Source organism: Pseudomonas abyssi (genome assembly GCF_003444685.1).
In the GTDB taxonomy this organism is placed as follows: Bacteria; Pseudomonadota; Gammaproteobacteria; order Pseudomonadales; family Pseudomonadaceae; genus Halopseudomonas; species Halopseudomonas abyssi.
In genome coordinates this window covers 1,081,524-1,103,168 of the sequence record NZ_LMAZ01000001.1, presented here as the reverse complement: position 1 = coordinate 1,103,168, position 21,645 = coordinate 1,081,524, and the positions used below count along the sequence as shown (strand labels likewise).

Sequence of the window (21,645 nt, the reverse complement as noted above, 5' to 3'; positions counted from 1 at the left end):
AGGGCTCCATCTCAAGTGTTCCAGATGCGTGGTGCACAGGGTTCACGGCCGTTGATCAACGGACGTAACTGCCGCCACAGACGAATAAAGGTATTGCGCGCATGCTCGGCATGCAGGCCGAGATAACGCCCAATCAGCAGCCCGTTGCGCTGGGTCAGCGCCAGCTCGGGGCAATCGGTCAGACTCTCGCGCAGGTCATCCATCTGCTGGCGGTCCAGCTGCACAGTCGCCAGCCAGGTACCACTGACGCCACAGCCGCCAAGCCCCCAGCGGGCTGCCAACAACGGATCGCCACCGACGAACTGGTTGCGTTCGATGTAAATCGGCCGGCCATCGCGCCAGACATCCAGCCGCTGGTCTACCTGACCATAGCTGAAGCCCTCACCTGCTGCCGGGCGCCCAAGGCAGAGCAAATCCCAGGCCACGCAGCGAGCATCCACGGCCAGATCGATGCGGGTGATCATGCGCGCGTTGCAGCCCTCGAAGGCGATGGTGTCCTGCGGCAGATACTCCAGACTACTGCCAGCCGCCAAGGTAAAGCGATTGTGCTGTACCTGCAGGGTGCCGTTATCACGGGCACGGTAGAACTTGCCGGAGGATGGCGTAGTCAGGACAGCACAAGCGTTCTCCTGCATATCGGCCTGCAGACGCAGATTGTCGCCACTGACCAGCCCGCCCGGTGGGTGCAAAATGTACAAATGCGGGCAATCAACCCCTTCCGGAGTAAACGGACGCTGCACGCGCAACGGGCCGCGGTGACTGGTGTGAGCCAGCTGGGTGCGCGCGCCGCAGCGCACAAAACCAAGCCGCAACCCGGCCTGCCAGTTCAATGCGCTGTCATGCTGCTCAAGGTGCCAGGCGTGTGTCATGCGTACTCGTTTCCAACCCAATATCGGTTTTTACAGAGCAAGTGCCATGCCACATAAGCGCTCCCGAGTTCCGGGGGATGCACGAGGACGGCGCAGTGAGGCGCGCACCAATTCAGGTCACTGACCATTTGGACAGCTTTCTTATGCACTACTCTGGGGCACAATTGGAAACATTCACCGCCTTGCAACTCAGCGTCAATCTGTTAGGGTCGACAGGTCGGCGTCCTGTCGACGTTTTCCCTTACCTTATTTTTACCCAACTCTGATCAAGGAGTAGTGCCGTTCGCCATGAACAAATCCCCTGCAATCGTCTTGACCCGTCTGGATGTTCAACGCCTGGAGAAGGTAATGGCCGATATACCGGCCCCGCTGGAAATGCTCGAAGCGCTGGAGGACGAACTGCTGCGCGCACGCGTCATCAGCCACCGACAGATTCCCAAGGACGTGGTTACGATGAACTCGACGGTGCGTTTCATTGACGAGGCCAGCGATCGGGAGTTTGTGCTGACCCTGGTCTACCCGGAACAGGCTGGCCGCCCCGGCACCATTTCCGTGCTCGCGCCGGTTGGCATGGCGCTGCTGGGCCTGAAGGTCGGTCAGAGCATCAACTGGCAGGGCCCGGCCGGGCGGCCCCTGCGGCTAAAAATTATCGATGTGCTCTATCAGCCGGAAGCCAATGGTGATTTCCACCTCTAATGCATTTGCCCCAGCCCGGGGCAATGCACTGTATCAGGGCGTCTCTTCGCCGCGTTCGTGCGACAGCTCCAGCGCGGCTCGCTCGGTCCACTCCTCACTGAGTTCCGCCTTGACCGAAACGCCCAGCTCCTTGAACTCGTTAACTTGTTTGACCAGATTGCCACGCCCGTCGACCAGCTGGTCCCGCGCCTTGCGATAGGCCTGCGACGCCTTATCCAGACTGCTTTCAATGCCGTCCATACTCGACAGAAAGGTGCGCAGCTTGTCGTGGATCTTGCCGGCGCGGTCGGCCAGCTCCGCGGTGTGCCGGTTTTGGTCTTCAAAGCGCCACAACTGACGCACGATGTTCAGACTGGTCAGCAACGTGGTCGGGGTTGCCACCAGCACATTCTGCTCAATCGCCTTCTGGAACAGGCTCTCATCCGCCTTTAGTGCCTCAACAAAGGCAGACTCGATGGGGATGAACATAAACACCATCTCCGGCGCATTCAGCCCCGGCAGCTCAAAATAATTGCGATCCGAGAGCTCACGGATACGATCACTGACCGACTGCACATGCTCGCTCAGGGCAATGCGCCGCTCGGCCTCGTCCTCGCTGTTGATATAGCGGGTGTAGGCGTTGAGCGACACCTTGGCGTCGATGATCAGGTGTTTGTCCTGCGGCAGATAGACCAGCACGTCCGGACGCTGGCGTTTGCCTTCGGCGTTGTTGATGCTGACCTCACGCTGGAAGTCCTTGCCGGCCCGCAGCCCGGAGCGTTCCAGCACGTTCTCCAGAATCAGTTCGCCCCAGTTGCCCTGGGTCTTCTTCTGGCCGCGCAGCGCAGTGCTCAGGTCATGCGCCTCTTGGGTAATCTGGCGGTTCAGTTCTTTCAGGTGATTCAGCTCCGCCGCCAAGGTCGCCTGCTGCTGGGTATCCTTGTGGTGGATATCCTCAACCTTGGCGCGGAACTGGTCGATCTGCTCACGGAAGGGTTTAAGCAGCGCATCCAGCGACTGTTGACTGGTTTGCGAAAAGGCCTGCCCCTTGGCTTCAAAGATCTTGCCCGCCAGTTGCTCGAACTCCATCTTCAGCTGGTCGCGACTGTCCTTAAGCAGCTGCTGTTGCTCGGCAAAGTGCTGCTGGCGCTGCTCCACCGAGCTTTCCAGCGTGGAGTAACGCACCTTGAGTGCTTCATGCTCATGCTGCACTGCATCCAGACGCCCCTGCAGCCGCTGGCGTTCGCTGCGCAGCTCGTCGAGCTGACGCCCCTGCTCTGTGCCGAGCGTTTGCGCGCGCTCGGCCTGTAGTTGCCAATGCTGCTGTTGGGCCTGCTGCTCGCTGAGCCGGGATTGCAAGGTTTGTTGCTGCTCACGCAGCTCGGCCAGTGACTCCTGCAGGTGCTCGATGCGAGTCAACTGCGCCACTCGCTCGCTGCCCTGCTGATGCAGCTCGAGCTGCGCCTGCTGCGCTAGCGTCTGCGTCTCGGCCAAACGCGCCTGGGTCTCGCTCAGTTGCTCCTGCAAAAGGCTGCTGCGGCGTACCAGCAACCAGGCGGTCACGCCCCAGCCAGCCAACAGCGCGAGTGAAAGCACGGGTAACAGCAGGGTCAAGTCAAGCGCGGGCATTCAGTTCTCCTTTTAAGCTGCGGCCATTATCCCTGTGCTCAGCGCTGAATGTAACCGCCTCAGCGACTGCGCAGCGAACCCAGCAAACCGCGAACGATTTGCCGCCCCAGCTGAGTACCAATCGAGCGCATGGCGCTGCGTCCGAAGGAGGTGATCATGTCAGTGACCTCATCGGTCATGCTCTTCTCCTTGCGTGCTCTTGCGCTGCCTTGGGTGCGTGTCTGCGGCTTGTCCTCGGACAGCGAGCGCTCGGCCTGCTGTTGCAGTAGTTCATAGGCAGATTCACGGTCGACGGGCTCGTCGTACGCCCCCTTGAGTGCAGAGGCGTCGATCATCGCGGCACGCTCCGCATCAGTGATCGGCCCCATCTGGCTGTCCGGCGGCCGCACCCAGATCTGTTGCACGATGGACGGCGAACCCTTCTCGTCCAGCACCGACACCAGCGCCTCACCCACGCCCAGCGCGGTAATCACCGCTTCGGTATCCAGTGCCGGGTTGGCGCGGAAGGTCTGAGCCGCCGCACGCACGGCCTTCTGGTCACGTGGAGTAAACGCACGCAGCGCGTGCTGCACGCGGTTGCCGAGCTGGGCCAGCACGGTGTCGGGCAAGTCCAGCGGGCTTTGCGTGACAAAGTAGACACCCACGCCTTTGGAGCGAATCAGCCGCACGACCTGTTCGATCCGGTCGAGCAACGCTTTGGGCGTGTCGTTGAACAGCAGGTGCGCTTCATCAAAGAACAGGACGAAACGCGGTTTGTCGGCATCACCGACCTCCGGCAACTGCTCAAACAGCTCAGACAGCAACCAGAGCAGAATACAGGCGTACCCCAGCGGGCTTTCGCGGTACAGGCGCTCGGCATGCAGGATATTGACTACGCCTTGCCCATGCGCATCCACCTGCAGAAAGTCATCCAGCGAGACGGCGGGCTCACCGAATAGCTGCTCGCCACCCTGCTGCTCCAGCCGCAGCAGTGACCGCTGGATGGCGCCGACGCTGGCCGGTGAAATATTGCCGTAACGCGGCCCCAGTTCAGCACGCTGCTCGTATACATGATTAAGCATCGCGCGCAGGTCTTTCATATCGAGCAGCAGCCAGCCGAGATCGTCGGCAACCCGGAACAGAATATCGATGATTCCGCTCTGGGTTTCATTCAGCCCCAACAACCGCGACAGCAGTTGCGGCCCCAGCTCGGAGATGGTCAGACGCAGCGGATGCCCCTTCTCGCCATACACATCCCAGAACACCGCCGGCGCAGCCTTGGGCTTCAGCGCCTCAATGCCGACGCGTTGAGCACGCTGCTGCAGCTTTTCCGATACCACACCCGGTTTGGCGATGCCGGAAAAATCCCCCTTGATGTCCGGCACCAGCACCGGCACCCCCTGGGCCGAAAAGGCCTGCGCCAGTACCTGCAGCGTAATGGTCTTGCCTGTACCCGTAGCGCCGGCAATCAAACCATGGCGATTGGCCATGCGCGGCGCAATAACAACGCCAGTACTGGCATTGGCACCAATAAACAACGGGGGAATCGTCATCAGCCACTCTCCTTGAGACCCGGATACCTGCTCCGCACGCATTATGTACCAGGCCGCTGGTAGCGCAAGCGCGCCCGGGCAATCCGCTGACTGCACAGTCACTCGACATACGCCCCGGCGCTCCCCCATTAGGGGGGGATAAACCACCAAAACATCCGCATAGAGTCGATGACAGCGATGCCTGATAGACGGCAAAAACCGCCTGTCAGCCCGCAAGGTTCCTCAATAACAACAAGCGCTCGACGCGAGGACAGACATGAAAAGCATAAAAACAAAAACCATAGCGCACGCCAGTCTCAAACCCATGGTCGTCGCCGTTGCAATGGCCACCGCCCTGCCCGCCCACGCCGTGCGATTTGATATCGGCGATATTGAGGGGCAGTTCGATTCCAGTATTTCAATAGGCTCAAGCTGGGCCACTGCCAGCCCCGACAAGGACTTCATCTGGGCCAACAGCGGTGGCAACGCCAACGCTGCCAATACCGACGACAACCGACTCAACTTCGACAAGGGCGACGCGTTCTCGACGATCTTCAAGGGTATTCACGATCTGTCACTGCAATACGGTGACACCGGCGTATTTCTGCGCGGCAAGTACTGGTATGACTTCGAGCTGAAGGACGGCCATCAGGACCTTTACGACATCAGCGACGACAACCGCAAGACCGCCGCCAAGGCATCCGGCATTCAGCTACTTGATGCCTTCCTCTACCACAACTACGCGATTGGCGACATGCCGGGCTCGGTGCGCATCGGTAAGCAAGTGGTCAGCTGGGGTGAAAGTACCTTTATTCAGAATGGCATCAACAGCATCAACCCCATCGACGTTGCCGCCTTCCGCCGTCCCGGTGCCGAGATCAAGGAAGGCCTGATCCCGGTAAACATGATCTATCTGTCCCAAAGCCTGACCGACAACCTGGGTATGGAGGCGTTTTATCAGCTGGAGTGGGATCAGACCGTTATCGACAACTGCGGTACCTTTTTCTCACCCAGCGACACCCTGGCTGACGGCTGCTATCAGGTGGGCGTTGGCGGCAGTCAGAACGGTGCCAACGGTGACCCGACCTTTGTCTACGTACCACGAGCCGGTGACGTTGATGCCAAAGACGAAGGTCAATTTGGTGTGTCCTTCCGTTACTACGCCGAGCAGCTGCACCAGACCGAGTTTGGCCTGTATTTCATGAACATTCACAGTCGCCTGCCGACGTACAACACGATCTCAGGAGGCGGACAGTTCCCGCAGCTGGGTGACGCTGAGCTGAACTCGCAAACTGGCCAGGTCGATGTGCCGATGCTGGGCAACTATTTCCTCGCCTATCCGGAAGACATCCGCATTTACGGCATGAGCTTCCAGACCAACCTGGGGGGCACTGCGCTATCTGGCGAGGTGAGCTACCGCCCCAACCAGCCCGTACAGATCAGCTCAAACGACCTGACCGGTGCCGCCTTGGGCAATAGCGCCACCCCGCTCACCACCAGCGGCCATGTACCTGGCGCGACGCTGGGTGTCCCTATCCCTGCCGGCACCGTCATCCAGGGCTACAAGCGCCTGCCGGTCACTCAGGCTCAGGTCACTGCGATCCGAATCTTCGACAACATCCTGGGTGCGCGCAGCATGACTGTCATTGGAGAAGTCGGCTACAACCATATTAGCGGGGTCAAAAAAGGCATCAACGAACTGCGCTACGGTCGCGACTCGCTCTACGGTTCCGGCCCGCTGGCAGTTCCCGGCGTCTGTGAAGGTTTGAACGCAGCCGACCCGTCCGAGTGTACCTACGACGGCTTCTACACCAGCAGCTCCTGGGGCTACCGCGCCGTGGTCAATATGGAGTACGAAGGTTTCGCTGGCGTCGCGCTCAAACCCAATTTCGCGTTCTCTCATGATGTCGACGGCACTGGCCCGAACTTTGTTGAAGGCTCCATGGCCGCCAGCGTTGGTCTGACCGGCGTGTACAACAACAAGTACAACGCCAGCATCAACTACACCAACTTTTTCGGCGGCGACTACAACCCCAACACCGACCGCGATTTCGTCGCCGTCAGCGTCGGCGTGAACTTCTAATAAGAAACGGAGCAAGCGATGAAAATGATGCATAAACAATCCCTGCACCTGCTTGGCGGTGCCCTGCTCAGCACCCTGGCGCTGTCTGTAAGTGCCGCCGTCTCCCCCGAGGAGGCCGCCACACTGCAAACCACCTTGACGCCGATGGGCGCCGAGCGCGCCGGCAACGCCAGCGGGACCATTCCGGAATGGACCGGCGGCATGGCCACCGACGCTGCCGCCGTTGACAGTGATGGCTTTTTTGCCGACCCCTTCGCGGGCGAACAGCCGCTGTATACCGTGACAGCCGCCAATATGGACCAGTACGCCGAGCTGCTGACAGCGGGGCAGAAGGCCATGCTGCAGCGCTACCCGGACACCTATAAGCTGCGCGTCTTCCAGACCAATCGCAGCGCCACCGTACCGCAGGAAGTATTCGATGCGGTCGCGCGCAACGCGGTCAACACCCGGTTGGTCGAAGGGGGCAACGGCCTGGAGAACTTTGATACCGCCTACCCCTTCCCGATCCCGCAGAGTGGCGTCGAGGTCATCTGGAACCATATCACTCGCTACCGGGGTGGCAGCTTCGAGCGGGTGATTGCCCAGGCCACACCACAGGCCAACGGTTCCAATACCATGGTGATCCTGCAGGATGCCTTCAGCTTCGCCACCGCGCTGACTGACTACGGCCCGAAGATCTCCGACAACCTGATGTTCTACTTCACCCAGCGCATCCTGTCGCCATCGCGTCTGGCCGGTGACGTGTTGCTGGTGCACGAAAACATCAACCAGTTGAAGGAGCCGCGCGCCGCGTGGATGTACAACGCAGGCCAGCGCCGCGTGCGACGCGCCCCACAGGTTGCCTATGACGGCCCGGCGTTCAGCGCCGACGGTACCCGCGTGTCGGACAACTACGATCTGTACAACGGCTCACCTGACCGCTACGACTGGAAACTGGTCGGCAAACGCGAGCTGCTGATTCCCTACAACAACTTCGCCATCGCCTCACGCGAGCTGAAGTACGACGACATCATCCAGCAGGGCCACATCAATCAGGACCTGGTGCGCTACGAAGTGCATCGCGTGTGGGAAGTGGAAGCAACACTTAGGGAAGGTCAACGGCATGTTTATGCCAAGCGCCACTTCTTTATCGACGAAGACAACTGGCAAGCCGGCGAAATCGACCACTACGATGGCCGCAGCGGCCTGTGGCGGGTGGCCGAGGCTATTGCCCTGCAACGCTTTGACCTGAAGATCCCGGGCTACGCACTGGAAACCCTGTACGACCTGCAGAACGGCCGCTACATGGCCCTGGGCATGACCAACGAAGAACGCAAGAACTACGACTTCAGCTTTGAAGCGTCCTCTGCGGACTTTACTCCCAACGCGCTGCGCGCCGCCGGTATCCGCTAACCCCTCCCTTTGCTCTCCCCCTGCCGTTTCCGCTGCTCCGGGCGGCATGGGGGAGCCTTTCTTTTAGCGGCAAGCTGCAAGCTTTAAGCGGCAAGCTGATCTCACCCATTCCCCCGCCCTGCTTTGCTTTTCGCTTGAAGCTTGCGGCTTGCGGCTTGCGGCTTGCGGCTCGCGGCAGCCGCCGCGGGCCGCTACGCCTGCTGCAACATCACCGCCGCCTGCGCGCGATTATCCACCTTGAGTTTGGCGAAGATGCTCTTCATATGCGACTTGATGGTCTCCGGGGTCACGTTCAGATCCCGGGCAATCTGCTTGTTCGACTTGCCCTCGGCTACCAGTTGAACGACCTGCCGCTCCTTGACTGTCAGCGCCAGCAACGCCTGGCTGCAGTGCTCGCTCTGAGCAGTCGCATCAATGCCCAGCAGGTTGGCGGCCCGCTGCTGCAACGCGGACGGGCACAGGCGCGCCAGAAGCGCACAGGTATCCTGCGTCGGCAGATCCGTCAGCAGGCTGATGGCGCCACTCTGCTCTAGCAGGTCCAGCTCCGCCGACAGTAACGGCAGCGCAGCGTTGGCGCCTTGATCACGGCTGATCAGCAAGCCGCCAACAACGCCCAACTCCAGGTAGTACAGCCAGAGCCCGGACGCTTTAAAACGCCCCAACAGCGCTGATGCCTGCTCCAGCAGGCCCGGCTCGCAGCAGTCCTCATCCAGCGCCAGCCAAAGGCGTGCCAGCAGCGCAAAGTACTCCCGGTCGACCCACTGATCCGGCCACTCCAGACTGGCCAGTTGCTGCAGCAGATTGCTGCACACCTGCGCCTCGCGTGGCTTGCGCTCCAGCAGATGCAAGCGTACCCGCTCAAGCAGCGCGCGCGCCTGCAGGCGCGGCCAATCCCGCGCCAGCGCGAGCGACTCCAGGTCATCCAACAGTCGGCGGGCCTGAGCAAAGCGCCCCTGCTGCGCCAGCAGACGAACCTGCGCGGTATAGGCAAAGGCCGTGCATTCGATAAAGCTGCCCATCTTGATGTAGGGCAGACACTCCTGCAGCAGGTTCTCTGCCTCGGCATAGTCTCCGCGCAGGTAATGTCCATATGCACCGAGGCCTTTGGGTAAGGCCGTCAAGACCGGGTTGGGTCGACGCATGTCAGCGGCGCTCTGGTTAGCCGCCTGCTGCAGCAGCTCGTCCAGCGCTGCGATTCCCTGCACGATACGACCCTGATACATCTCGGCCAGGCCATACAAAGACTGCCGATAGCATTCATGCAGGAAGTACCCCCGATTGCCCTGACTGCGGCGCTGGGTTGGAGGCAAGGCGTAGAGCTGATCCCACTCGCAGGCACGCATGTGCGCGCCACAGATGACATTCAGCAACACGTTGGCCGCCCACTGGGTGCAGTAGCCTGACTCGACGCACTCGCGGGCCAGCGGGGCCGCCAGCGCATAGCGATCATCCAGCGCCCAAAGCATGGCCTTGATCGCCTGCACTTCCCAGTAGATGGCGCTGGACTCCTCGCTGGGTGTCTGCTGCTCAATCTCCGCCTCCAGCTCACAGGTCAGCCGCATCGCAGGCCCATGCTCCAGCGCCAGCCCCATGGCCCAGGCGCGGGTGACCTTGAGCGGCAGCGGGCTGTCGCTCGCCTGCATCTGCCAGCGCTTTTCCAGCACGACCAGGGTGCTGAAATCGCCCTGTTCGATCAGCGTGGTGGCGCAATCTTGAATCCATTCGCGCAGTTGCGCGACATCACCACTGTCCATGCCCAACCTGATAGCATCAAACCAGAGTTGGCGTTGGGCAAACCAGCGGGCGGCCTGCAGCATCAGCTTGCGTGCGGCCACCTCATCCTGCCGCAGGCAGGCAGCGCGCAGGTGCTCACGGAACAGCGGATGCAAGCTGAACCAGGTGTCGTGCTCATCCAGCACGCTGAGGAACAACTGGCGTCGTCGCATGAGCAGCAGCAGTTCATCGGCCTGTGCTTCGCCGAGCAGCTCCTGCAGCAGGCCGGCGCTGAACTTGTCGAGCACGCCGACCGCACACAGGCAGCGCGCCATGGCCTCAGGCAACTGCGCCAGAATGTCATCAAACAGGTTGCTGATGCTGCGCGGCAGATGGCGCCCCGCGCCCTGCGCAGGGGTCAGCAGGTAGGCCCGCAGAGCAGCAATCCAGCCGTCCGATGCCTGCTGGATGCTGCAGACATCACCACCAAACTCCGGCTGAACGCCGCCCTTGCGAAACAGGTCGCGGGTTTCCTCCAGCTCAAAGCGCAGCATGGTGCTGTCGATCTCCAGACGATCATCGGCATACAGGTGTTCAACGATCGGCTCCGGCACGTCCTTGCGGCCGACCAGCACAAGATGCACATGCTCCGGTGCGCGCTGCACAAACACGCGCAACGCCTCGACCAGCACCTCGTCGTCTATACAGTGATAGTCATCCAGAAACAGGGTCAGTGGCGTCGGCTGCCTGGCGAGATCATCGATCAACAGACTGCTCAGCGCCTCGGCACTGAAAAAACCGAGCTCGGCGCCCAAGTCGAGGCAGCGCCGACCGGCCTCTGGCAGCACTTTGTTGATGGCAGCGCAGATGTAGTACAGCAGCCGCTGGGCGCTGTCATCCTCGGCGTCCAGCGATAGCCAGGCGACAGTCTGACCCAGCGCGCTCAGACGTTCTGCCCAGATGGTTGCGAGGGTAGTTTTGCCGAAACCCGGCGGCGCCTCCAGCACCGCGAGGCGACGCTCCAGCAGCTGATCTGCGTAGAGTTCAAGGCGGGGACGGGGCAGAATGCCTCGACCACGGCGTGGCGGAGATATCTTGGTGGCCAACAGCAAAGGCAGTTCGTTTCCCCCGTTCTGCCCGGGGGTGGATTGTGGCGCAATCCAGGCTACGCGATTCCTGTTCATGAAGTCCGTCCATGCCGAGCACGGGCTGCCTGCGGCAGCCTTTTTATTGTTATTTTCACTAGCGCGGCAGGAACACTGGGCGATCCGGGGGTGACCTGCCGGCACGGTCACCCCATCATACGAACGCCATCATTTAGAGTAAATACTCAATTGGCGCAAACGGTCACGGTCTGACCACCGGTGGCTTATTGGGCATTCTCTTGCTGCACCTCGGCCCAGCTCTCGTATTCGCGTTGCATGATGTACAACTTGATTTGCTGAGCCTGCTCTGACGAAAGGCTGTCAGCAAAGGAGGCCATCCCTTTTCCACGGAAGGCGCCTTGCAGCACGATGGCTTCCCAGGCGTCACGCACCGCATCACTGGAATAGCGCAGGTCGGGGATGGTTCCCCCGCCGACCGCACCCACGCCATGGCAGACGGTGCAGTAAATACCGTAGTTCAACGCGCCCTGCTCAATATCGCTGGCGGCAGCAACCACCGGCTGCGGCACCCGGTCGATAGCTTGCTGCGGCGGCGGCGATGACAGCTGCGCCTTGCCATCCAGTTTGAACACCAGCATCCGACTGATATTGCGTGTACCCGTCGCGACCGCAGCATCACCGCCGAACAGCGCCGCCGCACCGCCCCACCCCGCCATCAGGGCAATATACTGCTGACCATTGTGCTGATAGGTCATAGGCGCGGCGATGACCCCGGTCTGGGTCGGGAACTGCCAGAGCAGGTCACCTTTGTCTGCGGTATAAGCCTCCAGCTGCCCAGCCGAGGTACCTTGAAACACCAGGTTACCAGCCGTCACCAGAGTGCCGCCGTTCCAGTGATTGGGTCGTTCTACACGCCAGGCCGGCGCCTGCTTTTCTGGGTCCCAGGCGATCAGCGCGCCAGTGGCATATTCTCTTGGCAGCGAGCGGTTCTCCAAGCCAGCGCCGGTGTTGAAGGCATTGCGCACAACAAAGTTGCCGCCCTCGTTGGCGTAGGTCGCGGGGATTTCCTGATACGGCAGGTAGACCAGCCCGGTCAGCGGGCTATAGGACATTGAGTGCCAGTTGTGCGCACCGAACGGGCTTGGCCAAATAAGCGCCGGCTCATTCTCATAGCGCGCATTGGGCGCTTCAACCGGGCGCCCGGTCGCCATGTCGATACGCTCTGCCCAGGTTACCTTGCCGAATTTTTCAGCCGACAGCAGCTCGCCGGTCGCCCGGTCCAGCACGTAAAAAAAGCCGTTCTTGGGGGCCTGCATGATGACCTGACGCGGCTTGCCGTCGATCTCCAGTTCCGCCAGGGTCAACTGCTGCGTGGCGGTGTAGTCCCAGCTGTCTCCCGGGGTCGTCTGGTAGTGCCATACCAGCTCGCCGGTTTCCGGTCGCAGGGCGAGAATGGACGACAGATACAGGTTGTCGCCGCCACCCGGGCTGCGCACTTCGCGATTCCACGGCGAGCCATTGCCGGTGCCGACGTACAACAGATTCAGCTCGGCGTCATAGGCCATGCTGTCCCACGCGGTGCCGCCCCCGCCCAGATCCCAGCGCGTCTGGTCACTCCAGGTCTTGAGCGCTGCCTCCAGCGCCGGGCTGTCCTGCGGACCATCGGCCGGGTTCGCCGGTACGGTGTAAAAGCGCCAGCGCAACGCCCCTGTCGCCGCGTCGTAGGCAGAAAAATATCCGCGCACGCCGAACTCGGCGCCGCCATTGCCAATCAGCACCAGATCCTTGAGCACCCGAGGCGCTCCGGTAATGGTGTAAGGCTGGCTGTCATCGGTGGTTTGCTGGGTCCACAGCGGCTTACCGGTCTTGGCATCCAGCGCGATCAGGCGGCCATCCAGGGTGCCGACATAGACCTTGCCTTGCCAAAGCGCAACACCGCGGTTAACCGCATCGCAACAGGCTGAACGCCCCTTCGCCTTGTCTACGCCCGGGTCAAAGCTCCAGAGAATCTCGCCGCTGTCGGCGTCCACCGCCATCACCCGGCTCCAGGACAGCGAGGTATAGAGCACACCTTCGTGATACAGGGGCGTGGCCTCCAGCCCCCGGCTGTTGTCCAGGTCGATTGACCAGGCCAGGCCCAGTTGCTGGACATTCTCGGTGCTGATCTGCGTCAGCGGGCTGAAGCGCTGCTGGGCCCAGGTGCGGTCGTAGCTGAGCCATTGGCTGCCGTCGGTTTCGCTGGCCAGCATGGCTGCAGTATCCACTGGCGCGGCCTGCACGGCGCCAGCAAGGGCAAACAGGGGAAGGATCAGGCTATTGCGCAGGGCGCGGGTGGTCAGGTGTGTCATGGGCTACTCGTTTGTCATTGTTTTTATTGTGCAGACCTGATGGCATGCAGCGATCAGGTCGTCTTGCCGGCAAAACGGCGAATGGCTTCGGCCACCTGGCCGGGTTGTTCCAGGGCAACCGAGTGCCCTGCGCCAGCAACCACCTGGCAGTCGCCGTGGCCGCTGTGCTCGATGATCTGCCGCGACTGCGCGACGCTGTAGGCATGGTCCTGTTCGCCGGCAAGCACCAGCAACGGCACGCGCAGGCCGGTCAGCTCTGGCAATACCGAGCGACGATGGATAACGCCGCGCGCCGCCTCCCCAATACGCGGCCCGAGCTCGCGCATGCGCGCCCGCCAGCGAGCGCATAGCGCCGCTTGCGACGGGCTGCGCAGGGTGTCGTCACCAAACATGATGAACATCAGGGTATCGATCTGATCGGCAGCACCCTCGCGGGCCAGCTGCTCGACCAATGGCTCGAATTCGGCCAGCTGCCGCTCCAGGTCGCCACTGCTGCCCATCACGATGCAACCGGCCAGACGCTGCGGATAACGTGCCGCCAGCCGCAGGGCGACAAAGCCGCCCATGGAGTTGCCGGCAAAGTAGCAGGGCGCGAGCTCCAGCGCGTCGATCAGCGCCAGCGCGTCGTCGGTGAGGGTATCCATATCCAGGTTGCCGGCGCAGCTGCTCAGCCCCTGCCCCCGATGGTCGTAGACCACTATCTCGAAGTCCTGGTGCAACTGCTCGATCAGCGGCTCAAACATCCGCCAATCGAAAAACAGCGAATGGCTCAGCACCAGAACCGGCTTGCCGGGCTGCGGGTAACGCTCGAAATGCAGGCGGACGTCGTTCACCATCAGGTACGCCATGGGCGCATGCTCCGGTCGGCTGATCAGACCCTGATGCTAGAAGACGTCACCCAAGAGGATTCACCCCCCTGTTGGGGGATATAGGGGAGTTTGATAGGCAGGTACAGGAGACGCTCAGTTTGTCTGGCTGCCGTCCAGGGCAAAGAACTGACCACAGCTCCAGACGCCGGTGCGGGCAGTCCCTTGCTGCTCATGCTCGACAGCCAGCTCGGCCAGCTCGTAAAACACGTTACGTCCGATCAGCGCTTCGAGATTGCCGCGCACCAGAATGTAGGGGGCCGGCTCCTGGGTGTCGGGGTCGACCTGCACGCGCAGCGGATGTTCGGCGTCCAGCGTCACCTCGTCTTCCAGGTTGGTAGTGAAGTGCAGGCGCTGCTGCTCGCCCTGTCCCTCGATACGCAGGCGGGTAGCCACAAAGGGCGCGTCATCGACCTGGATGCCCCAGCGCTCGACCGGGGTTACCAGGTAGTAGCGGCCATCCTCATCCAGCCGCAAAATGCTGGAAAACAACTGGGCCAGCGCTTTGCGCTCAATCGCGTCACCTTCGTGATACCAGGTGCCGTCGCGAGCAATGCGCATGTCCATTTCGCCGCTCAACGGTGTATCCCACTGCTCTACCGGGGCGGGCTCGCGGCGTTGCAACGCGCCACGCTGAGGAATGCTGTCGAGAAGGGATTGCGGGGGTGGTGCACGACGGGACATGAGCTCTCCTGTTGGATCTGCCGGACGGCAACTGCGAACCGGCAGCGCGCAATGCCCTGCCCGGCCTGTCAGTGCCGACCCAGCAATTGCCGGGTGTAGTCCTGCAGCGGTGGCCGCAGCAGGTCATCGGGCGAGGCGTTATAAAACTGCAGAAAACCGCCACGGGTCTCGATGCGGGCGTAGTCGACCAGATGGCGCGAGCCCACTTCAAGCAGCATCAGCTGCAGCACACCGCGGTCTCGACCGACATCGCCCCACTGCTCCGAGGTTTCCCATTCTTCCCGGCTGCCCACCGCATCGTCGGCGGCGGCAAAGCGGGTATAGAGCAGGTAGTCGTAGCCAAAGCTGCCGGCTTCGGCCAGCGCTTCCTCCAGCCCTAACGGCTGGGGTGAGCGACGTACTACCGGAAACACCTCAACCGCAGCAGCAAACGCCTCTTCTGCTACGACATTAGGCCGGGCGTAGGGTTCGCCAATCGGCAGAAAATGCCCCTGAGCGATGTACAGTTTGGAGTCAGACTGCAGCACCCAGGTACTGCTGCGCTCGATGCGATAATGATTGAGCAGGCCCGCATCGCCCATGTAGTAGCCGGCCTGCTGCTGCATGTCAGACGGTTTCATGCAGCCAGTCAGTGACAGCATTCCCAATACAATCAACAAGGTGCGCATGTGACCTGCCCTCAGTTATCAGCTAGAGACCGCGCATCCACTCCGGCCGCAGACCCGCCGAGTGCGGACGGGCGATCGCCTGTTCGATCTGCCCCAACAACTGCGCCTTGTCCCGGCCCAGCTCGCCCTTGAGCACCAGCGCATTGGATGCATGGTCGCTGCGAAAAGTAGTGTTGTCCAGCTCCAGCGCACCGACAAAACGCAGCAGTTCCTGGAACAGCTGCTCCTGTGTCAGCGGCGCAAAATCCGGATAACGGGCCTGAAAACGCTCCATGCCCTGAGGGAAGCTGACAACCAGGGTGGAGACGAACTCGGGCTGGGTTTCATTCACCAGACGAGCCGAGTGGTCGGCGTGCTGATCACTCAAGGTGCTGCCGCCCAGACCATTAAGAATCATCACCGAGCGCTTCAGCCCCGCTTCCCCGGCCTTGTTCAGGGCGTCGGCTGTGGAGGCATAGCTTTCACCCTTGTTGACCCGCTCCAGCACCTCATCATCACCCGACTCGGCGCCCACATAGAGCATAGCCAACCCGGCATCGCGCAACTCGCTCAATTCCTCTACCGACTTGCGCTTGAGGTTGCGCGGCAGGCAGTAGGAGGTCACTCGCTCGACACTGGGAATGTGCTCGGCGATAGCCTGCAGGATGCGCAGCAGGCGATGGGTCGGCAGTACCATGGCGTCGCCGTCGGCGAGGAATATGCGCTGAACAATATAGCGTTCACCCACCTTGCGAATCTCTTCCAGCACCTCGGCCTCATCACGGGCGCGAAACTTCTTCTGCGGCGCCGTGTACATCTCGCAAAAGGTGCACTTATTCCAGGAGCAGCCGTTGGTTACCGGCAGTATCAGCGAGTGCGCCTCGCTTGGCGGACGAAAAACCGGCTCTATGTAACTGACAGGAAAGGCTTCTTGCATCATCAGGGCATCTCTTTCTTATGGCACTGCAAACGACAAAAACCGGACATCATAACCACCTGCCCCATCTTTTCACACCACCCGGACGTGTTTAGCCCGGCGTGATGCACTTCACATATAGTCTGCGTGCCAGCCGAGGCGTTTGCTCCATCACGAGACAACCTGAGCAATTGCCCCGACCTTTTCCAAGCACAGGACAACAATAATGAACGCTGCTTTCCCGCGCCCGAACGGGCTCCCCCTATTCAAGACCCTCAGCCTGGCGGTTGCCGCGCTGTCATTAACCGGCTGCCTGTCCAGCGGTGGCGGTGGCGACGACACCACGCCCAACCCGCTGGCCGTGAGCACCACGGAAGGCCAGGTGCTCGGCATCAAGACAGACAACCTGCGTATCTTCCGCGCCATTCCCTACGCCAAGCCCCCGGTCGGCGAACGGCGCTTTGCACCGCCAGAGCCACCTGAGGCGCGCAACGGCACACTGACCCTCTCCCAGGACTTCGGTAACAGCTGCCCGCAGAGCGACATCACCACCGGCGCCGCAGCCGGCGACGAAGACTGCCTGTACCTCAATGTGTACACGCCGACCGACGCCAAGGACCTGCCGGTGATGGTGTGGATTCACGGCGGCGCCTTTGTCTTTGGCAACGGCGGTGGCGAGTATGACCCGACCCGTCTGGCTGCGCAGGATGTGGTAGTGGTCACCCTCAACTACCGTCTGGGTAACCTGGGCTTTCTTGCCCACCCCTCACTCGTCTCCAACGGCGGCAACTTCGGCCTGATGGACCAGCAGCAGGCCCTGCGCTGGGTGCAACAGAATATCGAAGCCTTCGGCGGGGATGCCGATAACGTCACCATTTTTGGTGAGTCCGCCGGCGGCCACAGTGTCATGAGCCACATCGTCTCGCCACGGGCAGAAACCGAGGGCCTGTTCCAGCGCGCCATCGTGCAGAGCGGCTCATACGCTCCCTTCCAGGTGCCCAAGGCTGCAGCACAGGCCGGCGGTGTGGGCGTCGCCAACGCCCTGGGCTGTACCGACCTCGACACCGCCGCCGACTGTCTGCGCGCCCTGCCGGTGTCGAGCCTGCTGGCCGCTCAAGGGTCGCAATCCATGCCGACTGTCGACCCAGACTCCGACCTGCTACCCAAGTCGATCATGCAGGCACTGAACGAAGGCAGCTTCAATGACAGCCTGGATGTGCTGATCGGCAGTAACCAGAACGAAGGCACGCTGTTCGTGGCGCTGGATGAGGTTGGCGGCAACCCGATCGACGACGAAGCCGAATACCGCAGCCGTGTCGACGCCTTCTTTCAGCCCTATCAGGCCAGCGTCCCCTACGACGCCGATCAGATTGCAACCGACTACCTGGCGCGGGTAGCCGGCAGCGCCAAGCCCTTTGAAGCGGCGCTGTCGGCGATCTGGACCGACTTCATGTTTGCCTGCAACGCCTACGTGCATGCCAGCACCTTCGCGGGTGCCAGCATGAACACCTTTCAGTACTGGTTCCGCGATGAGGACGCGCCCTGGACACTGGTGCCGCCAGTGGCCGTCAGTTTCCCGCTGGGCGCCACCCATGCCGGCGAGATTCCGTACGTGCTCTACCCGGATAGCGTAATGCAGACACGCTACTCTGGTGACACGGCTGATCTGTTGAGCCTGTCCGAGGAAATGGTCGACTACTGGACACAGTTCGCCAAGACCGGCGACCCCAACACCACCGACGGCGTTGCTGCCAGCTGGGCCCAGGCCGCCACCGGCAACCTGCAGGTACTGGATGTACCCAATGCCGCCAGCAGTAGCGCCCTTACCTTCCTGGGCTACCACAACTGCGCCTACTGGCAGGCGCCGCCACTGACGTTGCCGGCAGCGCGGTAACCCCAGCAACGGCCCCGCCACGAGCGGGGCCGTTCAATCTTCGCTTGGCGCGCGGGGCAATACCGCCAGGAAGTTGTCCAGCGCAACAGCGCGGGCAACATCCTCGCTCAAGGCATCCAGAAAGGGATCAAACCCGCTCATATACTTACCCAGGCTGTCGAAGCGACCGACTACGTCGGAGCCGAGCATAAAGCGGCTGGGAAAGTCTTCCACCAACCGCACCCACTCCGGGTCAGGCTCGCCCTCTGCATTCAGCAGATAAGGTTCGCGCACCGTCCAGGACATGTCGATATACAGGTTGGGGTAGGCCGTCAGCATGCGCCGCAGCGTGGGCAGCAAGAACTCCAGACGATCCTGATGGCGGTGAATCTCCATGCTGGTACCGGCATGGGCCCAGATGATCCGGACGCCTGGGTGATTACGCAGTGGCTCTTCAATTTCCTGCAGATACAGCGGATTTCGCTCGCGCCAGGAGGTAATGTTGCTGTGCACCATCACCGGCAGATCAAACTCCTCGGCCAGATCATATACCCGGTTCATCGCTTCGCTATTGGCACGCGGCGCCTCGCCGTGGATCAGCGCGGTCAAGGTGTCATGGCGCGTAAAGACCTCCCCCAGCCCCTGCCACACGCCCGGATACAACTCCAGCATACGGCGTATGTGCGCATCGGCATTCTTGTCGTTCGGGTTGAAGCCGGAAAGAAAAGGATGGAAACGGTGGCGCTGATCAGCCGGCACCTGCTCCAGCGCCTTGGCAATCAGCAGATCAGTGGCGCTGAACCAGTAGGCACTGCCGTCATCACCGGCATAGTAACGCGGCCGCTTGGGCTCGTTCTCATGCCATTGCTTGGCCACCGGAATACCGGACAACATCACATGCTCGACGTTGGCCTCATCCATGGCCTCGATCAGGCTGTCCAGCCCGGCACTCTCCTGGAAGAAATCAACAAAATGCAGATGGGCGTCACTGTAGCTGTACTCGCGCGCAGACAGCGACGTCGAGAACAGCAAACCGGCGCAAACAGCGCCGGTCAAGAAACTGCGAATAAAGGGCACGGGGCGACTCCTGTCGTGGGCTCCGAAAGCTCAGACTGTCGCCTGGACCGGGAGTTCAGGAGGGGTCAGCCGCCTCGGTTTCCTTGCGCCGCTTGAAGCGGTTGCCCATGCGCACACCCACATCCATCAGGAACTGCATATACCCTTCCTGATCCTTGATCACATCCTGCCAGAACGGCGAGTGGTACATGGCCATAGCGCCGTGCACCAGCGCCCAGGCGGCACAATAGTGAAAGTACGCCGGAACATCTTCGAGCTTGCCGTCATCAATACGCGACTGAATCATGCCGGTTACATGATTGAAGTTGGAGGTGCGGATCTGATGCAGCTCTTCGACCATAGACGGCAGCTGGTTGGACTTGACCACCTTCTCTTCCAACCGGTCGAACAGGCGATAGCGCTCCGGATCGCTCATGCGAAACTCGAAATAGTCCCGCGGCAAGGCAGCGTTATCACGCTCGATCGCTTCGGAATGCATCATTTCGGCAAGGTCGCGCTCGTAATCAAGCATCAAGCGCAGATAAATCTCGGCCTTGGACTTGAAGTGCTTGTAGATGGTGCCTTTGCCAATCCCGACTTCATCGGCGATCATTTCCACCGTGACGCTGTCCTCGCCCTGCTCCAGGAAAAGGCGCAGGGCACTATCCAGAATTTCCTGTTCGCGACGACGAAATTCGCGGACTTTTCGTGACTCTTTCTGCATTAAGCTACCCGGATTCAATTTGGCAAAGTGCATCATTATGCCAAAGTGATGACCCTGTGCCCATATTTGCTTACAAGCTGACTATCCAGTTCAACTGTGTCTAAATAGGCTTTGCAAGGCCATTTGGCGGACCTGGGGAGCCCCTTGGTACCAGGAGTCCGGACATTGGCAGAAATGACACCGGGAGCCTCGTATGATTGATGACCACCGCTGGCAAGCGGAATTTCCGCAGGCAGACGGCCTCTGCTATCTCAACCACGCGGCTGTCGCGCCCTGGCCCAAACGCGCTGCCGAGGCCGTCAGCGCCTTCGCCAGCGAGAACCTGCAACAGGGCGCGCAGGATTACCCTCGCTGGAGCCGCGGCGAACGCCAGCTGCGCGATCAGCTGCGCACCCTGCTGAATGCACCGCACAGTGACGATATTGCCCTGGTCAAGAATACCTCCGAGGCGCTTTCATTCGTTGCCCAAGGCGTGGACTGGCAGCCCGGCGACCAGGTCATCATCAGCAATCAGGAATTCCCGTCCAACCGCCTGCCCTGGGAAGCCCTTGCCGGTCGGGGGGTAGAGGTCATTGCCGTTGACCTGGCAAGCGAGCCCGAGCAGGCGCTGATCGACGCTATGGGGCCTCGCACCCGGCTACTGAGCATCAGCTCGGTACAGTACGGCACCGGCCTGCGGCTGGATCTGCAACAGTTGGGCACCGCCTGCCGCGCGCGCGGCGTGCTGTTCTGCGTCGATGCCATCCAGACCCTCGGCGCGCAGCCATTCGACGTTCAGCAGATCGATTGCGATTTCGCTATGGCCGACGGGCACAAGTGGCTACTGGCGCCGGAGGGGCTGGGCGTGTTCTTCTGCCATGCCAGAGTCCGCGACCAGCTGCAGCTAACCCAGCACGGCTGGCATATGGTCGAGGCCATCGGCGACTACGACCGCAGCGACTGGCACCCTGCCCGCTCAGCCCGCCGGTTCGAGGCTGGCAGTCCGAATACTCTGGCCCAGCAGGCCATGTCGGCCAGCCTGTCGCTGTTGCTCGAAGCCGACATGCCGTGGGTTGCCGCACAGCTGGACGCGCGTATCTGCTTGCTGGCTGAGCGCCTGCAAGCCTTGCCTGGAGTCCAGGTACTGAGCGACATGCGCCCCGGGCGCCGCTCGGGCATCATCACCTTTTCAGTAGCCGGCCAAGACCACAAGGCACTGCACAAGGCATTGATGGATCGGGGGGTTGTCTGTGCGCTGCGCGGTGGCGGCATTCGCTGGTCGCCGCACTTCTACACACCGCAGTCGACACTGGAAAGCGCACTGGCACGACTGGCCGAATTGATCAACCAAACAAGCAATAACAACCCTTCACGATAAGCTGGGTCGAGCGTATTCCAAATCAGTTTATAAAAGCGGCAAAGCGCGGTGGAAAGCCGGACAATTTCGACAATACTGAAGCTATCAGGAATGACATACCCCCCAAGTGTCATTCCTGAACGGGCGGGCTCTGTCCTGCCTCTGTATCACTCCTAATGGTCTTGGCCCGAATTCATCCCCCAGAATTCGGGTTTTT

16 protein-coding genes are annotated in these 21,645 nt (G+C 61.3%); 5 read left to right on the top strand and 11 right to left on the bottom strand.

Annotated elements, in window-relative coordinates; translation table 11 throughout:
• Positions 1-11: 11 nt before the first annotated feature.
• On the bottom strand, positions 12-869 hold the full coding sequence (locus tag ASB58_RS05115; protein ID WP_118129557.1) for an urease accessory protein UreD: 858 nt from the start codon (positions 867-869) through the stop codon (positions 12-14).
• Between the two features lie 288 nt (positions 870-1,157).
• Here ASB58_RS05115 and rnk point away from each other — a divergent pair, with 288 nt between their 5' ends.
• Positions 1,158-1,565, top strand: coding sequence for a nucleoside diphosphate kinase regulator (gene rnk, locus ASB58_RS05110; protein ID WP_118129556.1), 408 nt, complete (start codon positions 1,158-1,160; stop codon positions 1,563-1,565).
• 33 nt (positions 1,566-1,598) lie between these two features.
• Here the strand turns inward: rnk and rmuC are convergent, their stop codons facing one another.
• Positions 1,599-3,173, bottom strand: coding sequence for a DNA recombination protein RmuC (gene rmuC, locus ASB58_RS05105; protein WP_118129555.1), 1,575 nt, complete (start codon positions 3,171-3,173; stop codon positions 1,599-1,601).
• A gap of 59 nt (positions 3,174-3,232) precedes the next feature.
• Positions 3,233-4,705 carry a helicase HerA-like domain-containing protein gene (locus ASB58_RS05100; protein WP_118129554.1) on the bottom strand — a complete coding sequence of 491 codons (1,473 nt, stop codon included), beginning with the start codon at positions 4,703-4,705 and terminating at the stop codon, positions 3,233-3,235.
• A gap of 256 nt (positions 4,706-4,961) precedes the next feature.
• Between ASB58_RS05100 and ASB58_RS05095 the strand changes: the two genes are divergently transcribed.
• A complete protein-coding gene (locus tag ASB58_RS05095; protein ID WP_118129553.1) occupies positions 4,962-6,767 on the top strand; it encodes a DUF1302 domain-containing protein in 1,806 nt (601 codons plus the stop codon).
• An 18-nt stretch (positions 6,768-6,785) separates the two neighbouring features.
• Positions 6,786-8,159 carry a DUF1329 domain-containing protein gene (locus tag ASB58_RS05090; RefSeq protein ID WP_407920657.1) on the top strand — a complete coding sequence of 458 codons (1,374 nt, stop codon included), beginning with the start codon at positions 6,786-6,788 and terminating at the stop codon, positions 8,157-8,159.
• Positions 8,160-8,350: 191 nt separating this feature from the next.
• Here the strand turns inward: ASB58_RS05090 and ASB58_RS05085 are convergent, their stop codons facing one another.
• The 6 genes from ASB58_RS05085 to ASB58_RS05060 all read right to left on the bottom strand — a co-directional run bounded on the left by ASB58_RS05085 (position 8,351) and on the right by ASB58_RS05060 (position 16,463).
• Complete coding sequence (locus tag ASB58_RS05085) at positions 8,351-11,056, bottom strand: winged helix-turn-helix domain-containing protein (RefSeq protein WP_118129552.1); 2,706 nt, start codon at positions 11,054-11,056, stop codon at positions 8,351-8,353.
• A 185-nt stretch (positions 11,057-11,241) separates the two neighbouring features.
• Positions 11,242-13,326 (bottom strand): PQQ-dependent dehydrogenase, methanol/ethanol family, encoded by a 2,085-nt coding sequence (locus ASB58_RS05080; protein WP_118129551.1) that lies wholly within the window; start codon positions 13,324-13,326, stop codon positions 11,242-11,244.
• A 53-nt stretch (positions 13,327-13,379) separates the two neighbouring features.
• Entirely contained in the window at positions 13,380-14,174 is a 795-nt protein-coding gene (locus tag ASB58_RS05075; RefSeq protein ID WP_118129550.1) for an alpha/beta fold hydrolase, read from the bottom strand.
• Between the two features lie 114 nt (positions 14,175-14,288).
• A complete protein-coding gene (locus ASB58_RS05070) occupies positions 14,289-14,876 on the bottom strand; it encodes a DUF1285 domain-containing protein (protein WP_096004683.1) in 588 nt (195 codons plus the stop codon).
• A 68-nt stretch (positions 14,877-14,944) separates the two neighbouring features.
• A complete protein-coding gene (locus ASB58_RS05065; RefSeq protein ID WP_096004682.1) occupies positions 14,945-15,544 on the bottom strand; it encodes a DUF4823 domain-containing protein in 600 nt (199 codons plus the stop codon).
• Positions 15,545-15,566: 22 nt separating this feature from the next.
• Positions 15,567-16,463, bottom strand: a complete 897-nt coding sequence (locus tag ASB58_RS05060) for a radical SAM protein (protein WP_407920656.1) — start codon at positions 16,461-16,463, stop codon at positions 15,567-15,569.
• Between the two features lie 202 nt (positions 16,464-16,665).
• Between ASB58_RS05060 and ASB58_RS05055 the strand changes: the two genes are divergently transcribed.
• A complete protein-coding gene (locus tag ASB58_RS05055; protein WP_118129549.1) occupies positions 16,666-18,333 on the top strand; it encodes a carboxylesterase/lipase family protein in 1,668 nt (555 codons plus the stop codon).
• 33 nt (positions 18,334-18,366) lie between these two features.
• On the opposite strand, the gene ASB58_RS05050 is transcribed toward ASB58_RS05055, so the two are convergent.
• Both ASB58_RS05050 and ASB58_RS05045 read right to left on the bottom strand, forming a co-directional pair.
• A complete protein-coding gene (locus ASB58_RS05050; protein WP_235827255.1) occupies positions 18,367-19,380 on the bottom strand; it encodes an amidohydrolase family protein in 1,014 nt (337 codons plus the stop codon).
• A gap of 64 nt (positions 19,381-19,444) precedes the next feature.
• Positions 19,445-20,092, bottom strand: a complete 648-nt coding sequence (locus ASB58_RS05045) for a TetR/AcrR family transcriptional regulator (protein WP_096004679.1) — start codon at positions 20,090-20,092, stop codon at positions 19,445-19,447.
• Between the two features lie 193 nt (positions 20,093-20,285).
• Between ASB58_RS05045 and ASB58_RS05040 the strand changes: the two genes are divergently transcribed.
• On the top strand, positions 20,286-21,449 hold the full coding sequence (locus ASB58_RS05040) for an aminotransferase class V-fold PLP-dependent enzyme (RefSeq protein WP_118129547.1): 1,164 nt from the start codon (positions 20,286-20,288) through the stop codon (positions 21,447-21,449).
• The last annotated feature ends 196 nt before the right edge of the window (positions 21,450-21,645 follow it).

What these genes read in the sequence shown, in the direction of transcription:
- ASB58_RS05075 (WP_118129550.1), bottom strand. Translation starts at nt 14,174, where the DNA reads ATGGCGTACCTGATGGTGAACGACGTCCGCCTGCATTTCGAGCGTTAC.
- rnk (WP_118129556.1), top strand. Translation starts at nt 1,158, where the DNA reads ATGAACAAATCCCCTGCAATCGTCTTGACCCGTCTGGATGTTCAACGC.
- ASB58_RS05095 (WP_118129553.1), top strand. Translation starts at nt 4,962, where the DNA reads ATGAAAAGCATAAAAACAAAAACCATAGCGCACGCCAGTCTCAAACCC.
- ASB58_RS05085 (WP_118129552.1), bottom strand. Translation starts at nt 11,056, where the DNA reads ATGAACAGGAATCGCGTAGCCTGGATTGCGCCACAATCCACCCCCGGG.
- ASB58_RS05070 (WP_096004683.1), bottom strand. Translation starts at nt 14,876, where the DNA reads ATGTCCCGTCGTGCACCACCCCCGCAATCCCTTCTCGACAGCATTCCT.
- ASB58_RS05045 (WP_096004679.1), bottom strand. Translation starts at nt 20,092, where the DNA reads ATGCAGAAAGAGTCACGAAAAGTCCGCGAATTTCGTCGTCGCGAACAG.
- ASB58_RS05080 (WP_118129551.1), bottom strand. Translation starts at nt 13,326, where the DNA reads ATGACACACCTGACCACCCGCGCCCTGCGCAATAGCCTGATCCTTCCC.
- ASB58_RS05055 (WP_118129549.1), top strand. Translation starts at nt 16,666, where the DNA reads ATGAACGCTGCTTTCCCGCGCCCGAACGGGCTCCCCCTATTCAAGACC.
- ASB58_RS05090 (WP_407920657.1), top strand. Translation starts at nt 6,786, where the DNA reads ATGAAAATGATGCATAAACAATCCCTGCACCTGCTTGGCGGTGCCCTG.
- ASB58_RS05065 (WP_096004682.1), bottom strand. Translation starts at nt 15,544, where the DNA reads ATGCGCACCTTGTTGATTGTATTGGGAATGCTGTCACTGACTGGCTGC.
- ASB58_RS05100 (WP_118129554.1), bottom strand. Translation starts at nt 4,705, where the DNA reads ATGACGATTCCCCCGTTGTTTATTGGTGCCAATGCCAGTACTGGCGTT.
- ASB58_RS05040 (WP_118129547.1), top strand. Translation starts at nt 20,286, where the DNA reads ATGATTGATGACCACCGCTGGCAAGCGGAATTTCCGCAGGCAGACGGC.
- rmuC (WP_118129555.1), bottom strand. Translation starts at nt 3,173, where the DNA reads ATGCCCGCGCTTGACTTGACCCTGCTGTTACCCGTGCTTTCACTCGCG.
- ASB58_RS05115 (WP_118129557.1), bottom strand. Translation starts at nt 869, where the DNA reads ATGACACACGCCTGGCACCTTGAGCAGCATGACAGCGCATTGAACTGG.
- ASB58_RS05060 (WP_407920656.1), bottom strand. Translation starts at nt 16,463, where the DNA reads ATGATGCAAGAAGCCTTTCCTGTCAGTTACATAGAGCCGGTTTTTCGT.